Genomic DNA, 14000 nt, shown 5'->3' with positions numbered 1-14000 from the left:
TGGGGGGGCCGGGCGCCCGGCGCCGTTTCGCCACCGTACGGCCGAACGCGTCGTCGTATGGCCGGTCGTGTCGTCGTACGGTCGGCGGGCGGCGGCTCCGGTGGCCACGCCGCCGGTCAGAGCAGCGGCTCGTTCAGGTCGATCGAGCGTCCCGCGGCGATCAGTGCCAAAGGGTCGCCGACGTCCAGTGCCGTATCCGTGAACTTGATGGTGTGGTCGTCGCCGTGCGCGGCGGCCGCCGCGAAGATCTCCTCGGGTGTCCTGGTCCCGGCCCGTGCCGAGCCCGCCGCCGTCCCGTGTCCCGCGCCCGGCCAGGGCTCCAGACCGGCCGGGACGTACGCGGCGGTGACGGCGGCGGACGCCGCCCACGCCGCGTCCAGACTCGCCGTCCACAGCTCCCGGGGGAGTGCGGGCAGCGTCCTCAGGACGGCGTTCGGCGCGGTCGCCGCATGGACCAGCATCACCGGCTCGGCGTGGCCGTGGGTCGCGTACCGGTGCGTCGCGGCGGCGACCAGACCGCGCAGCCGTACCTCGGCCTCCTCCGGCGACCCGGGCGCGGCCGGGGTGTTCGGCCAGTCCGGGAGCGCCGTCAGCTGTGCCAGCCGCCGATTGATGCCAGCCGACTGGTCCGGTACCGGCGCCACCGCGCCCAGCGCCGCCGTCGCGTCCGCCGGTGAACCGGTGAAACGCAGCCCGGCCGGCAGCGGATCGTGGCGGGCCGCCCAATAGCCCAGCCCGTGGGCCAGTTCGACGACCCGGGGCGTGGTCTCCTCGGTGGTCAGCAGGGTCCGTACGGCATGACCCACCCGGATCGCCGGATGCGTGGCGCCGCCCGCGATCCCGGGCAGCAGCAGGGGCCACCACTCGGCCAGCACCTCGCGCCACGGGCGGTCCGCCGTCTCCCGCTCGAAGTAGAGCGCCCAGTCGGTGATCCGGCGGGGGTCGCCGAGCGCCTCGCGCCAGTTCTCCGCCGTGATCGGGGTGGCGGGGGCGGGCAGCTCCTCCAGCCGCTCGCTGTAGCGGTCCAGCCAGCGGTGGACCGTGTCGGAGCGGCCGTGGCGCACCAGCGCCTCGACGGCCATCGGGGCGTGATTGCTCAGCCAGCCGTCGAACTCGGGGCCCAGGTCGTGGATACGGTCCAGGGCCTCGTCGAGTCGGCCCGACGAGTCGGGGACGGCCGGGGCTGGACCGGCCGGGACGGGGCCGGGGCCGGAATTCGCCGGGGCGGGGACGGGGGCTTCGCCGGGGGATGAGGTACTCATACCCGGACCCTAGGCACGGTCCGTCGCGGGGTGTAACGGACTGTGGGCCCAGCGCCGTACCGCCTTCGGTCCTAAGCCCTCGGGCCGTGCCGGGTCGCTACGCCCCCGCACGCGTCCCTACGTCCCGGGAGCGTCGGCCTCCGGGTCGGCCCCGCCCAGACGCTTCTCGTACCAGGTGATGTCCCAGTAGCGGCCGAACTTCCGGCCCACCTCGTGATACGTCCCCAGGGGGCGGAAGCCGAACCGGGTGTGGAGCCGTACCGACGCGTCATTGGGCTGGGTGATCCCCGCGTAGGCCCGGTGGACGTCCTCGCCCTCCAGCGCCTTGAACAGGGCCTCGTACAGTGCCGTGCCGACGCCCTTGCCGCCCGCGTCGGGCGCGCAGTAGACGCTGACCTCCACCGAGGTCGAGTACGCGGCCTTGGGCCGGAGCGGGCCGCTGGTGACATAGCCGAGCAGGCCCTGATCGGGGCCCCGGGCAACCAGAAGGCGGTGGGGGCCGTCTTCAGGGTGGGAACGCAACCACGGCAGACGTTCCCCGGAGGTGAAGGGTCGGGTGTCGAAGGTGATGGGCGTCTCCACGATGTAGTGGTTGTACAGCGCCGTCAGCTCTTCGAGATCGGCCTCCGTACCCGGCTTGACCTGCACTTCTGTCGGCTCGCGACGCGACCGGACCATACGACCTCCTCGTGTGGCGGGACAGGGTACTGCAAGATCATAAAAAATGTCGCGCGGCACGGGAATTCTGTCCGGATTGCAATCGTTGATTCCATCGGATGCAGGGCACCCGAAAGGGTGTCGCGACACTACTCAGCAAGGGAGCTCGCATGGCCACCCGTGCCGTCGCCCGTCGCCAGTCCGAGACCAAGGGGACCACCGGCCGGGCAAGCAGCGCTCGCGTCTCCGGCGGGGAGATCGCCGACCGCGACCTGGTCGGCATGTACCTCGACGAGATCGCGCGTACACCGCTGCTGGACGCCGCTCGTGAGGTCGAGCTGTCCCAGACGATCGAGGCGGGTGTCTACGCCCGGCAGATCCTCGACAAAGAGGTCGAGAGCGACGCCGGGGGAGCGACCCGCGAGGAGCTGGAGGCCCTGGCCGCCGACGGCGAGCGGGCCAAGGATGTCTTCATCCGCTCCAACCTGCGGCTCGTCGTGGCCGTCGCCCGGCGCTACCCGCGCAGTGGGCTGCCCCTGCTCGACCTGATCCAGGAGGGGAACGCGGGCCTGGTGCGCGCGGTCGAGAAGTTCGACTACGCCAAGGGCTTCAAGTTCTCCACCTACGCCACCTGGTGGATCCGCCAGGCCATCACCCGCTCCATCGCCGACCAGTCGCGGACCATCCGCCTCCCCGTCCACCTCGTGGAGGAGCTGGGCCGTATCCGCCGGGTGCAGCGGGAGTTCAACCGGGAGAAGGGGCGCGAGCCGGAGGCCGCCGAGATCGCGGAGGAGCTGGGCTCCACCCCCGAGCGGGTCACCGACGTCCTCGACTGGGCCCGTGACCCCGTCAGTCTCAATATGTCCGTCGACGACTCCGGGGAGACCCAGTTCGGCGACCTCCTGGAGGACACCTCCGCGATATCGCCGGAGCAGTCGGTGCTGACGCTGCTGCGCAGTGAGGGTCTCGACGATCTGATCGGCCAGCTCGACCAGCGGACCGCCTCCATCATCCGGATGCGGTACGGGATCGTGGACGGCCGTGAGCGCACCCTGACCGAGGTCGGCAAGGAGCACGGGCTGACCCGTGAGCGCATCCGCCAGATCGAGAAGCACGCACTGCTGGAGCTGAAGCGAATGGCGCGGGACACCGGATTCGACGCGGCGGCCTGACCCGGCTGACGGCCTGACCCGGCGACGCTGGTCGGGCGACGGCCCGGCCGCCGGGTGCCTCTTCGGAGGCTGCGGGACGGGTGGGGCGCCATCCGGGGCAGCCGGAGCGCCGTGCCGATATCGGGGCCGTAGCGGCCCCCCATAAGCGGACCCCGAGGCCCTCCCCCCGGTCTCGGGGTCCTTCCCTGCCCCCGCGCCCCGCCCCGCCTTCGCCCTCCGTCAGACGTCGCCGGGGGCGGCCCGGGTCAGCCGGGCGCCCAGATCGCGGACGTACCCCACCAGCTCGGGCGGTCCGTGCACGGTGAACTCGCAGTCGACCAGCGCCAGCCGCAGGGCCAGCCACTCCACGGAGTCCGACGCGCGGTTCCGCAGTCGGCAGCTCTCGTCGCCGGTGGCCACCGGAGCCCCCAGATGCCCCGGCAGCCGGGCCGCCACGAACGCCGCGGGCGCCGCGAAGGACACATCGAACGCGTAGTCCCCCCGCGGCGGACCCGACATCGTCGCCCGCAACAGCTCCGCCCCGTCGCCCGTCGGCAGCTCCCGGGGCGTGAACCTGGCACCCGTCGCGAACGCCTCCGACACCCGGTCCACCCGGAAGGTGCGCCAGTCCTCCCGGCCGAGGTCGTACGCGACGAGATACCAGCGCCATCCCGTGGAGACCAGGCGGTACGGCTCCACCAGCCGCCGCGACTCCGTGGCGTCCCCGGCGCGATAGCCGAACCGCAGCCGCTCCCGTCCGCTCGCCGCACTCGCTATCGTCGTCAGCGTCCCCGGTGAGACAGTCGCGCCGTCGCCCTTGACCAGCGGGATCGTGGCGTCCTGAAGGGTCGCGACCCGATAGCGCAGCCGCCCGGGCAGGACTTGCTCCAGCTTGGCCAGTGCCCGTACGGACGCCTCCTCGACGCCCTCGATGGCATGCCCCGCCCCGGCCCGCAGGCCCACCGCGATCGCCACCGCCTCCTCGTCGTCCAGCATCAGCGGAGGCATCGCGGCCCCGGCCACCAGCCGGTAGCCGCCCACCGCGCCCCGGGTCGCCTCCACGGGGTAGCCCAGATCCCGCAATCGGTCGATGTCCCGGCGGATCGTCCGGGTGCTCACGGCGAGCCGGTCGGCCAATTCGCTGCCCGGCCACTCGCGCGGCGTCTGGAGCAGGGACAGCAGATTCAACAGGCGTACAGGAGTGTCCGTCATGCCTCCCAGGATGAGGCCGCACTAGGACTTCTTTTGTCCTAATGGACTTCTACTGTCCTGCCCATGACCTCACAGCAAGACCGGATCAGTGGTCCGGAAGCCCCTGACAGCGCTTCGGTGAAGGCGATGGCGACGGCGACGATGGTGGCGGCGGAGGCCGAGGCCGAGACGATAGCCGACGGAGCCGAGGCCGGATCCGGAGCCCGGGCCGGAGCCGAGGCCGGAGTCGGGGAGAACGACCGGCGCCGCTGGATCGCCCTCGCCGTGATCATGACCGCAGCCTTCATGGACCTGGTCGACGTCACCATCGTCAATATCGCCATCCCCAGCATCGAACGGACCATCGACGCCTCCTTCGGTGCCATCCAGTGGATCACCGCCGGATACGCCCTGGCCTTCGCCGCCGGTCTGATCACGGGTGGCAGGCTCGGCGACATCTACGGCCGCAAACGCGTCTTCCTCATCGGCATCGGCGGCTTCACCGTCGCCTCCGCGCTCTGCGGATTCGCCGCCGGTCCTGAGATGCTGATCGCGGCCCGGCTGGCCCAGGGCGCCACCGCGGCCCTGATGGTTCCCCAGGTCCTGTCGATCGTCCACACCACCTTCCCGGCCCATGAACGCGGCAAGGTGTTCGGGCTCTTCGGCGCCGTCATCGGACTGGGCGCGGTCTCCGGGCCCCTGATCGGCGCCCTGCTGACCCAGTGGAACCTCTTCGGCCTCGAATGGCGGCCGATCTTCCTGATCAATCTGCCCGTCGGGATCGCCGGGCTGATCCTGGGCCGGATCTATCTCACCGAGTCCCGCGCCCCCCAGGCGCTCCGGCTCGACTTCGTCGGTGTCGTCCTCGTCACCGCCGCCATGCTGATGCTGGTCTATCCGCTGACCCGGGGCCATGAACTCGACTGGCCCACCTGGGGCTTCGTCGTCATGGCGGGCAGTGTGCCGATGTTCGTCGCCCTGGTGGCGTACGAGCGGTACAAGGCCCGCAAGGACGGCTCCCCGCTGATCGAACTCTCCCTCTTCCGGATCAAGTCCTTCGCCGCCGGGATCTCCGTCCAGCTCGTCTTCGGCCTCGCCCTCGGGGTCTTCTTCCTGGTCTGGACGATCTATATGCAGAACGGGCTGGGCTGGAGCCCGCTGCGGGCCGGACTGACCGGCGTACCGTTCTCGATCGCGGTCTCCGTCGCCGCCGGGCTGTCGGTACAGAAGCTCGTCCCGAGGTTCGGCCGCAAGGTCCTCCAGACGGGTGCCCTGCTGATGATCGCCGGAATCCTGATCTACATCTGGGAAGCCGACCGCTACGGCACCACGATCACCGCCTGGCAGATGACGGCACCGCTGGCCGTGATGGGGCTGGGGATGGGGCTGATCGTCGCCCCGCTGACGGACGCCATCCTCTCCGGCGTACCGCGTGAGCACGCCGGCTCCGCGTCCGGGCTGATCAGCACCGTGCAGCAGATGGGTACGGCGCTCGGCCTCGGACTGGTCGCCGTCGTCTTCTTCGGATCGATCGACGAGCGGCGGCTCACCCCGGCGACCGCCGGAACGGCCTTCTCCGACGCCTTCCGGAGTTCCCTGTGGTGGATCGTCGCGGTCCTCGCCGTGATCTTCCTGCTGATGTTCGCCCTGCCCGCCCGCCCCGCCCAGCACCTCGAAGGCGGTACGCCCGATTCGGATGATCCGAATGATCCGGACGGAACCACGACCCCGGCGGAGGGGTCCCGGGCCGAAGCACAGCCGGACGGCGACCGGGTGGCCGGGGACGCGGTGGACGGAAGCATCAAGGAAGCCGCCCTGACGCGCTGACCGCCCCGAACCACGGGCCGTTCCCGCCGGATCCTGCTCGTTCCGCTGGTTCCTGCTGGTCCCGCCGGTCCGCTGATTCAGGTCCGCCCCGGCGCCCCGGTCCGAAGGCTCAGAGCCCGGCCCGGGGCGCCGAACGTCCTCTGCCCCGCGACTCCATCGCCTCGCGCGCGCCGCTCTCCGTCGCGTACACCTCACACATATGGCGGCCGTCCGGAGTCGCGGTGTGCTCCACCTCCCACAGGGACACCTCGGCACCGTCGAGCAGCAGAAACGCGTGCTCGTAGAGGGTGAACCCGGCGTCCCGGAAACCGACTCGGCACTGGCGGCCGAAGACCTGGGTGATGTGGTGCGCGAAGGCGCCGCGCAGCAACTCGGCCGTCTTCGGGCCGGGACGGTCCGCGTTCTCCGCGCGCCGCAGCACCCGGCGGGCATGGTCGGCGGAGTTGTCCGGGACGTACATCCGGGGGAGCGGGGCGGGCGGCGCGGACAGCAGCCCGGCGAGGAGGTCGATGTCCGACCCGAAGTCGGTGGCCGATCCGCCGCCGAACCCCTGAAACCCCTCGTACCCGTCAAAGCCGCCGGACCCGTCGAAGCCGCCGCCGGACCTGCTGGAATCCCAGGGTCCGTCGAATCCCGCAGACCCCGTCCGGCCGTGGGAGCCGCCGAGACCCGCCGGGCCGAGCGCACCCCGGTCCGCGGGGTCGGAGCCGTCGGAGAGCCCCGAACCTTCGTACGTGTCCTCCGTGGCCTCGGCGTCTCGCCCCGTACCGCCGGTACCGGTACCGCCGGTACGGGCACCGCTACGGATACCGCCGTCACCGGGTTCGCCGTCCCAGGCCGGGTCCGGGAACGGGCCGTTCGGTCCGACCGGCCCGCCGCCGGAGCGCCGGGAGCCGTCGAGGCCCGGGGAACCGTCGGCCGAACGCCCGCCGCGACGGCCGCCGGAACCCGGACCGGGCCCCGGGCCCGGACCGCTGTCGGCGAAGCCGGGGAAACCCGCGGGCAGCCGGGACGCCGCCAGTCTGACCTCGGACTCGTCCGCGTACACCTCGTGCTGCTCGGCACCGCCGGGACCCGAGTTGTGCACCAGCTCCCAGAGCACGACGGACGAGCCGTCGGCCAGCAGATACGCATGGCGGTACGTGGCGCGGTCGAGTCGCGCGCTGTGGTGCGAGGAGTGGAGCGAACTCGCGTGAGCCAGCGCCGAGCCCAATCTGTCGACCGTGGTGTCGGGCAGATCGAAGGAGTTGAGCGCCCGACCCAGGAGTCGCACCAGATGCGCCTCGGTTGTCTCGTACGGATCGTTCAAAGTGGGTCTCCTGGCCGTCGCCACAAGTAACACGTTGATTGCTAAAAGTAGCCCCTGGTTCCGACATCGGGTCCGGCGTTACCGAAAACGTAGGAACTCTTTGTAGAGTTCCCGCTCTCTGTCAACAGGGCATATCTGTCATGTCAGTTGATGTCCCCCCGGTCCGGGGAGGCGGACGTCGGCGGTGTCCCCGGCGGACACCGGGAACACCCCTCCGGTTACTGATACAGCTCCCGGTACGACGGGAAAACCCCGCCCGCGCCCGCGACCGGCTCCGCCGCCAGCACGGCGTTCACAATGGCCCGCGACACCACATCCGCCCCGGCCGCCAGGACGGCGTTGAGCGCCAGGGGATCCGACGGGGGCAGCGGCACCGCCCCCGTGGCGAGCGCGAAGACCGTATCGCCGTCATGGAGCAGATGTACCGGCCGTACGGCGCGCGCGATCCCGTCATGCGCCGTCCCCGCCAGCTTCTGCGCCTGGGCCCTGACCAGATCCGCGTCCGTCGCCACCACCGCGAGCGTCGTGTTCAACGGCGGCGGGCCGCTCGCCGCCCGTACCTCCGCGAGCCTGCGCAGCGCCGCCGCGTGCACCGCGGGATCGGGAAACCGGATCCAGTCCGAACCGGTACTGGTATCAGTGCCCGAGCCGGTACCGGTGTCCGTGCCCGAGTCCGTGCCGGTGTTCGCGGTCGTAGGCGAATCCGGCCCTACGCCGGGCCCCGCCGGTCCCGTGCCGTGTACGTACTGCCCGTACAACACCCCCGTCCGGGGATCGAGCACGTCACCCGCCGCGTTCGCGACCACCAGCGCCGCCACCGTCACATCAGCACCATCCGCCCCGGCGCCCGGCAGAACCGTACTCGCCGTCCCCACACCCCCCTTGAGCGCACCCGTCACCGCTCCCACACCCGCCCCCACATTCCCCACCGCCACCGGCCCGCCGACGACCGAAGCCGCCGCGTCCTCCACCGCGGCCCGGCCCGTCGCCGCGTCCGGCCGCGCCCCCCACTCCCCACCACGCCCAAGATCGAACACACACGCCGCCGGAACCACCGGCACCACCCGCCCCGGCAGCACCGGAACTCCCCGCCCCCGCTCCTCCAGCCACGCCATCACGCCACCCGCCGCGTCCAGCCCGAACGCGCTCCCGCCCGTCAGCACCACCGCGTCCACCCGCTGCACCAGATTCCGCGGATCGAGCGCGTCCGTCTCCCGCGTACCCGGACCGCCCCCGCGCACATCCACCGCCGCCACCGCGCCCCCCTCGGGCGCCAGCACCACCGTCGTCCCGCTCAGCGCCCCCGCACCCGGCAGCCGCGCATGCCCCACCCGCAACCCCGTCACATCCGTCAGCGCGTCGTTCCGGCCCGCAGTCACCACCCCGTCACCACCCCGTACGCGCCCGGCGGGACCGACCCCGCGCCCCGATCCCCGTACCGGCCGCCCTCACACCGTTCCATCGCGTCACTCATGCGTCCTGGGTACCACGAGGACCGCCGTCCACCGACTGCCACGCCCGGCGGAACTCCCGCTCCGCCAGCACCACACCCACCGCGACCGCCGCCGCCGTCACCACACCGGCCAACGGGACCGCCCGGTCACCGGCGAACGTACAGCCGACGACCGCCACCGCCGCCAGCGGCAGCGTCGATTGCTGTGCCCAGCCCCGCTTGAAGTGCCGGGAGTGCAGAAACCACACCGTCAGCAGGAATACCGCCGTCGGTACGGTCACCGCCGCCGCGGCGGCCCCGGCCGAGATATGGGCCTGGCCGACCGCGTGCTCCACGGCCACCTCCATCCCCGCGCCGATCGCCGCCGCCGAACCGAAGACCAGCACATGGCCGTAACCCCACGGCAGCGCTCGCCGGTTCGACGTCAGCCGCTCGTGCTCCGGCACCGCGAAGTAGATCCACCACGCCGAGAAAATGATCAGCAAGCCCCCGGCGGCCAGCGGCAGCAACTCCGCGACCGCCTTGTGCTCGTCCAGCGCCGACTGGACCGCGACCGTACTCGCCGCCATCGTCTCGCCCAGCACGATCAGGGTGAAGAGGCCGTACCGCTCCGCGATGTGCCGCGGATGCCAGGACGTACGGTGCCTCAGCTCGGCGAGCGGCGGCACCGCCAGCTCCGACACGATCACCACCGGGAACAGCCACCGCTTCGACCCGTCGGGCGCGAACAGCAGAGCCACCCACGCCAGCTGGCAGAGCGAGATCCCGGCGGCGTACAGCAGAGCCGTACGCCGTCCCGCGCCCGTGTCCGCGGTGGCGGCCCGCAGCCACTGGCCGGTCTGCGCCAGCCGCATGATCAGATACCCGCCGACGGCGATCCGCCAGTCGTTCTCCTCGAACGCCCGGGGCACCCCGGCCGCGTACACCAGCACCCCGGCGATCTGTACCAGTGTCGCCACCCGGTACGGCACGTCGTCGCAGTCGTAGGCGGAGGCGAACCAGGTGAAGTTCATCCACGCCCACCACACCCCGAAGAAGACGAAGGCGTAGCCGATCAGACCCCGCCCCGGCTCGCCCTCGGCGAGGGCGTGGACCAACTGGACCCCGGCCTGGGCGACGGCGACCACGAAGCAGAGGTCGAAGAAGAGCTCCAGCGGGGTCGCCGCGCGATGCCCCTCGTCCGTCCGGCGCGGCACCATCCGCCGCAATGGCGCGGCCCCGTGCCGCACCACGGCCCCGCCACCCCCGCGGCCTTCGTCCCCGCCGCCTCCGATACGGGCGGTCCCTGCGGTCCCAGCTCCGGCTTCGGCTCCGGTTCCGGCGGCGGTGGACCGGTCGGCGGCCTCACCGGCGCGGCCGTCGCCGGAGCCTTCGGCGGGATCGCCTCCGGGGCGGTCCGGGGGTTCGTCCGCGTCCCCGGCGCCGTGGGGAGTGGTGGTCATACGACGGCCTTCCCGCACCCGGCCCCTTCCCTACCGGTGCCACGGGCCGACTGGGCTAAGCCATCACCCCACCGCCTGACGTGTCCGCCGCACAAAAGGCGCATCCCGCCCACCCTGCCTACGGTGGGCCGCGTGACCGCCCCGCCCCCGCCGCCCGACGAACCCGCCCTCCCGGGGGCCCCTCCCCCCTCCCCCTCCCCGCCCTCCCCCGCCTCCCCGCCCTCCGCGCAGCAGCCGCCCGTCCCGCCCGGCCCCGGAGCCGGGACGGGAGCCGGACCCGGGGCCGCCGAACCGCCGCATGCCCCCGGTCAGGGACCCGATCAGGGACCCGGCCAGGGACCCGGTCCCGGGTCCGGCGGTACCGGGCATGTCGTCGGGCGGGCCGTGGCCGCCGGGGCTGTCGTCTCCGGGCTGCTCGTCCTGGCGATCGTGCTGGGCAGCCGGATGCTGCGCGACTTCGACTCGGCCCTCCTGCCCTATGCCGTCGCCACCGTCTTCCTCGCCTTCGGCGTGGCGTACCGCTACACCGTCTGGATCTCCTCCCCGGGTGCCCGCCGGCTCTTCCGCCAGGGGTGGCGGAGCTTCTTCTCGGTCGCCAACTTCCGCCGGGCGCCCACCGCCGTGCCCCGGATGATCGCCACCTATCTCGGTTTCCAGAAGTTCCTCGGCGCCCGCTCCCGGTCCCGCTGGATCGCCCACCAGCTGGTCTTCTGGGGCTGTGTGCTGGCCGCCCTGATCACCTTCCCGCTCACCTGGGGCTGGTTCACCTTCACCTCCGCCACCGGTTCCGGACCCGGCTACGAGATGCGGATCTGGGGCTTCAAGGTCCTCGGCTTCGACGCCTTGAACGCCATCGGCTGGATCATGTTCCACGGCCTCGACCTGGCCGCGGTCCTGGTCATCGGGGGCGCCTCCTACTTCCTCTGGCGCAGGTCCCGCGAGCGGGGCGCCGTCGCCGGCCAGCGGTTCGGCTACGACCTCGTACCGCTGATCGCCCTTCTCGTGATCGCCGTGACCGGTCTCCTCCTCACCTTCTCTTCGCTCTTCCTCGACGGCGGCGGATACGAGTTCCTGGCCGTGCTGCATATGGCCGTGGTGGTGCTGACGCTGGTGTACATCCCGTTCGGGAAGTTCTTCCATATCGTCCAGCGGCCCGCCGCCGTGGGCATGCAGCTGGTCAAGTACACGGCCCGGCAGGACTCGCAGGTCCTGGCCTGCCGCCGCTGCGGGGAGCCCGTCGACACCGCGCCCACCATGGAGACCGTCCGGGGCAGCCTGCGGGATCTGGAACTCGACTTCGGGGAGTGGCCCGAGTACTGCCCCCGCTGTAAACGGGTCCTGCGGGGCAGCGCGTATCTCACCGATGTGAAGAAGGGTTTCCATTGACGGCCGCTCCGTATCCGCCCGCACCCGGCGACATCCCGCTCGACCCGGCCGTCGCCCCGCCCGGCACCACCGCCTTCCGCGACGCCGGAGGCGTATCCGCCGGGAACTGGCGGATCGGCCGGGCGGGCGAGACCCTCGTCCCCACCCACTGCTGCTTCTGCGGGGTGCAGTGCGGCATGTATCTGCGGGTCGACCGCACGGGCCGGGTCTTCGGCGTCGAACCCCGCAACCACGACATCAACCGGATGCGGCTCTGCCCCAAGGGCATCAACGCCTACCAGCAGGTCAACCACCCCGACCGGCTCACCGCCCCACTGGTCCGCGCCTCCCGCGACGAACCCTTCCGGGAAGTCTCCTGGGACGAGGCCCTGTCGGTCACCGCGGCCGGGATCCGCCGGGTCCAGAGCCGGTACGGTGCCGACGCCTTCGGCATGCTCGGCGGGGCGAGCCTGTTCACCGAGAAGACCTATCTGGTCGGCAAGTTCGCCCGGGTCGCTCTGAAGACCCGGCACGTCGACTACAACGGCAGACTGTGCATGGTGTCCGCCGCGGGCGCCAACAAGCTCGCCTTCGGCATCGACCGGGCGGGCAACCCGTTCTCCGACATCCTCCGGACCGACTGCCTGCTGATCGCCGGATCCAACATCGGCGAATGCTTCCCCGTACTGACCCAGTACGTCTGGGGAGCCCGGGACCGGGGGGCCCGGCTGATCGTGGTGGACCCCAGGGAGACCGCGGTCGCCCGTACCGCCGATATCCATGTCGCCCTGCGGCCCGGCACCGACGCGGCCTTCTTCAACGCCGTCCTCCATGTCGTCGTCGCCGAGGGCCTGACCGACGAGGACTTCCTCGCCGGCCGCACCAGCGGCTGGGACGAGGTCCGGAAGACGGTGGCCGCCCATCCGCCCGAGCGCGCGGCGGAGATCTGCGGCGTACCGGCCGCCCAGATCGTCGAGGTGGCCCGGGCCTTCGGTACCGCGGACCGGGCCATGGCCTGGCACGCCCGGGGCATCGAGCACCACACCCAGGGCGTCGACAACTGCCTCGCCGTCATCAACCTCTGCGCCGCCACCGGCAATATCGGCAGGCCCGGCGCCGGATACGGCACCCTCACCGGCCAGGGCAACGGCCAGGGCGGCCGGGAACACGGCCAGAAGTCCGATCTGCTGCCCGGCGGGCGCTCCATCAACGACCCGGAACACCGGCGGCAGATCTGTGAGATCTGGGGCATCGACGAGGCCGAACTGCCCCCCGCTGGCACCTCCATGATGGAGATGGTGCACCAGATGCGGCGCGGGGAGATCCGCGGCCTGCTCGGCGTCTGCAACAACCCCTTCGTGTCCCTGCCCGATCTGCGGACCGTCACCGCCGGATACGACACCCTCGACTTCCACGTCCAGTGCGACTTCTTCCTCTCCGAGACCGCCGCCAACGCCCATGTAGTCCTCCCCGTCACCACCTGGGCCGAGGACGAGGGCGTGATGGCCAACGCGGAGGCCAGGGTCGTCAAGCACAACAAGGCGCAGGAACCCCCGCCGGGCGTACGGACCGACACCTGGGTCCTCTGCCGGCTCGCGGAACTCCTGGGCGCGGGGGACAAGTTCCCCTACGCCGGGTCCCGCGACGTCTTCGAGGAACTCCGGATCGCCTCCGCCGGGACCGTCAACGACTACTACGGCATCACCTACGAACGGCTGGAGGAGACCGGCGGCATCGCCTGGCCCTGCCCGGCCACGGACCATCCCGGCACACCCCGGCTCTTCGAGGACGGCCGGAGCTACCACCCCGACGGGCTGATCCACCTCCAGCCCGTCGAATGGCGCCCGCCCGCCGACCCGTACAGCGACGACTACCCCCTCTCGCTCACCACCGGCCGGACCGTCGCGCACTTCCTCTCCGGCAACCAGACCCGGCGGCTCGGCGCCCTGGTTGAGCAGACCCCCCGGCCCTGGGCCGAGATCCACCCCGCCCACGGCTTCCGCAACGGTGATCCGGTTCGGGTCGTCACCCGGCGCGGCAGTACGGTCCTGCCCGCACTCGTCACCGAGGCCATCCGCCCCGACACCGTCTTCGTGCCCTACCACTGGCCGATCCCGACCGCCGCCAACACCCTCACCATCGACGCCCTCGACCCCCGCTCCAAGATCCCGGAGTACAAGGTCTGCGCCTGCCGGATCGAACGGGCCGAGCACCTCGAACCGGTACCCGCGCCGCCTGCCGCACCCGGCCACGACCCCCGTCCCCGCGAGGCCGGGGCCGCCCGCACCGATCCCCTGCCGCCCACCGCCCCGCAGGGCCGGGGCACCGCGGAGAGGAGCTGAC

Annotated in this window: 10 protein-coding genes; 4 read left to right on the top strand and 6 right to left on the bottom strand. The window is 71.9% G+C overall.

Annotated features, from left to right (window positions below):
* Positions 1 to 116: 116 nt before the first annotated feature.
* Positions 117 to 1262 (bottom strand): questin oxidase family protein, encoded by a 1146-nt coding sequence (locus tag AB0G74_RS03765; protein ID WP_361140207.1) that lies wholly within the window; start codon positions 1260 to 1262, stop codon positions 117 to 119.
* Between the two features lie 117 nt (positions 1263 to 1379).
* Positions 1380 to 1940 (bottom strand): N-acetyltransferase family protein, encoded by a 561-nt coding sequence (locus tag AB0G74_RS03760; protein WP_361140204.1) that lies wholly within the window; start codon positions 1938 to 1940, stop codon positions 1380 to 1382.
* A 149-nt stretch (positions 1941 to 2089) separates the two neighbouring features.
* On the opposite strand from AB0G74_RS03760, the gene AB0G74_RS03755 reads away from it, so the two are divergent.
* Positions 2090 to 3091 carry a sigma-70 family RNA polymerase sigma factor gene (locus AB0G74_RS03755; RefSeq protein WP_361140201.1) on the top strand — a complete coding sequence of 334 codons (1002 nt, stop codon included), beginning with the start codon at positions 2090 to 2092 and terminating at the stop codon, positions 3089 to 3091.
* 219 nt (positions 3092 to 3310) lie between these two features.
* On the opposite strand, the gene AB0G74_RS03750 is transcribed toward AB0G74_RS03755, so the two are convergent.
* On the bottom strand, positions 3311 to 4282 hold the full coding sequence (locus AB0G74_RS03750) for a YafY family protein (protein WP_361140198.1): 972 nt from the start codon (positions 4280 to 4282) through the stop codon (positions 3311 to 3313).
* A 126-nt stretch (positions 4283 to 4408) separates the two neighbouring features.
* Between AB0G74_RS03750 and AB0G74_RS03745 the strand changes: the two genes are divergently transcribed.
* On the top strand, positions 4409 to 6088 hold the full coding sequence (locus AB0G74_RS03745) for an MFS transporter (RefSeq protein ID WP_361140453.1): 1680 nt from the start codon (positions 4409 to 4411) through the stop codon (positions 6086 to 6088).
* Between the two features lie 109 nt (positions 6089 to 6197).
* On the opposite strand, the gene AB0G74_RS03740 is transcribed toward AB0G74_RS03745, so the two are convergent.
* The 3 genes from AB0G74_RS03740 to AB0G74_RS03730 all read right to left on the bottom strand — a co-directional run bounded on the left by AB0G74_RS03740 (position 6198) and on the right by AB0G74_RS03730 (position 10049).
* Complete coding sequence (locus tag AB0G74_RS03740) at positions 6198 to 7361, bottom strand: DUF6227 family protein (protein WP_361140450.1); 1164 nt, start codon at positions 7359 to 7361, stop codon at positions 6198 to 6200.
* 254 nt (positions 7362 to 7615) lie between these two features.
* Positions 7616 to 8776 carry a P1 family peptidase gene (locus AB0G74_RS03735; protein WP_361140447.1) on the bottom strand — a complete coding sequence of 387 codons (1161 nt, stop codon included), beginning with the start codon at positions 8774 to 8776 and terminating at the stop codon, positions 7616 to 7618.
* A gap of 91 nt (positions 8777 to 8867) precedes the next feature.
* Positions 8868 to 10049, bottom strand: a complete 1182-nt coding sequence (locus AB0G74_RS03730; RefSeq protein ID WP_361140444.1) for a low temperature requirement protein A — start codon at positions 10047 to 10049, stop codon at positions 8868 to 8870.
* Positions 10050 to 10676: 627 nt separating this feature from the next.
* Between AB0G74_RS03730 and AB0G74_RS03725 the strand changes: the two genes are divergently transcribed.
* Positions 10677 to 11678 (top strand): MFS transporter, encoded by a 1002-nt coding sequence (locus AB0G74_RS03725; RefSeq protein WP_361140442.1) that lies wholly within the window; start codon positions 10677 to 10679, stop codon positions 11676 to 11678.
* Positions 11675 to 13999, top strand: coding sequence for a molybdopterin oxidoreductase family protein (locus AB0G74_RS03720; RefSeq protein ID WP_361140195.1), 2325 nt, complete (start codon positions 11675 to 11677; stop codon positions 13997 to 13999). The genes AB0G74_RS03725 and AB0G74_RS03720 overlap by 4 nt, the downstream gene beginning before the upstream one ends.
* Position 14000 lies beyond the last annotated feature (1 nt).

Source organism: Streptomyces sp. NPDC020875 (assembly GCF_040641415.1).
Classification (GTDB): Bacteria; Actinomycetota; Actinomycetes; order Streptomycetales; family Streptomycetaceae; genus Streptomyces.
Note: the sequence above shows the minus strand (reverse complement) of the source record. Positions and strands in the feature narration are given on the sequence as shown.

Coding starts and splice junctions, on each gene's coding strand:
- AB0G74_RS03730 (WP_361140444.1), bottom strand. CDS start 10,049: ATGGTGCCGCGCCGGACGGACGAGGGGCATCGCGCGGCGACCCCGCTG.
- AB0G74_RS03750 (WP_361140198.1), bottom strand. CDS start 4,282: ATGACGGACACTCCTGTACGCCTGTTGAATCTGCTGTCCCTGCTCCAG.
- AB0G74_RS03745 (WP_361140453.1), top strand. CDS start 4,409: ATGGCGACGGCGACGATGGTGGCGGCGGAGGCCGAGGCCGAGACGATA.
- AB0G74_RS03765 (WP_361140207.1), bottom strand. CDS start 1,262: ATGAGTACCTCATCCCCCGGCGAAGCCCCCGTCCCCGCCCCGGCGAAT.
- AB0G74_RS03755 (WP_361140201.1), top strand. CDS start 2,090: ATGGCCACCCGTGCCGTCGCCCGTCGCCAGTCCGAGACCAAGGGGACC.
- AB0G74_RS03760 (WP_361140204.1), bottom strand. CDS start 1,940: ATGGTCCGGTCGCGTCGCGAGCCGACAGAAGTGCAGGTCAAGCCGGGT.